The sequence below is a fragment of the Streptomyces sp. SID14478 genome (genome assembly GCF_010548525.1).
Classification (GTDB): domain Bacteria; phylum Actinomycetota; class Actinomycetes; order Streptomycetales; family Streptomycetaceae; genus Streptomyces.
This window is the reverse complement of record NZ_JAAGMG010001095.1, coordinates 1-591: the sequence shown is the minus strand read 5'-3', so window position 1 is coordinate 591 and position 591 is coordinate 1. Positions and strand designations below refer to the sequence as shown.

Annotated in this window: 1 pseudogene; it reads right to left on the bottom strand. The window is 75.6% G+C overall.

The features are described 5' to 3' along the window. Positions 1–591: pseudogene (locus G3I40_RS35475) on the bottom strand (ABC transporter ATP-binding protein); the annotation flags it as partial.

Below are 591 nucleotides of genomic sequence, written 5' to 3'. Positions count from 1 at the left end.
CGGCGAATCGGCGCCGTCGGGAAGGGAGTCGGCGACCTCGTCGGCGGCGGCGCACTCCATGGCCGCGGCGACGGCGGCCTCGTCCCGGGCGGCCGCGGCGACATTGCCCGCGAGCGTCCCGCCGAACAGGACGCCGTCGTGCTCGGCGACCAGGATCGCGGACCGTACGGTGGCCGGGTCGAGGGCGGTCAGGGCCACGCCGTCGAGTGCGAGGTGGCCGGTGGCGGGATCGGCCCTGCGCCCCAGGAAGTCGAGGAGGTCGGCGATCGCGGACTCCTCGGTGAGCACGACGCCGACGAGTTCGCCGGGCGCCACCCGCAGGTCGAGCGGTCCGAGCTCGCCGATGCGCAGTCCACGTACGTCCAGGCCGACGGCCGCCCGAGGTCCGAGGGCCGGGGCCGGGTCTCCGCCGCTGACCACCGGCGCCGCGTCGAGCACCTCGGTGAGCCTGCGGGCGGAGGCGCGGGCGCGGGCTGCCATGGCGGTGGCGTGCGTGATGACGTTGAACGGACCGATCAGGAACTGGGTCAGGGTGACCGCGGTGACGAACTGTCCCACGGTGATGCGGCCGTCGAGGGCCATCCGCCCGGC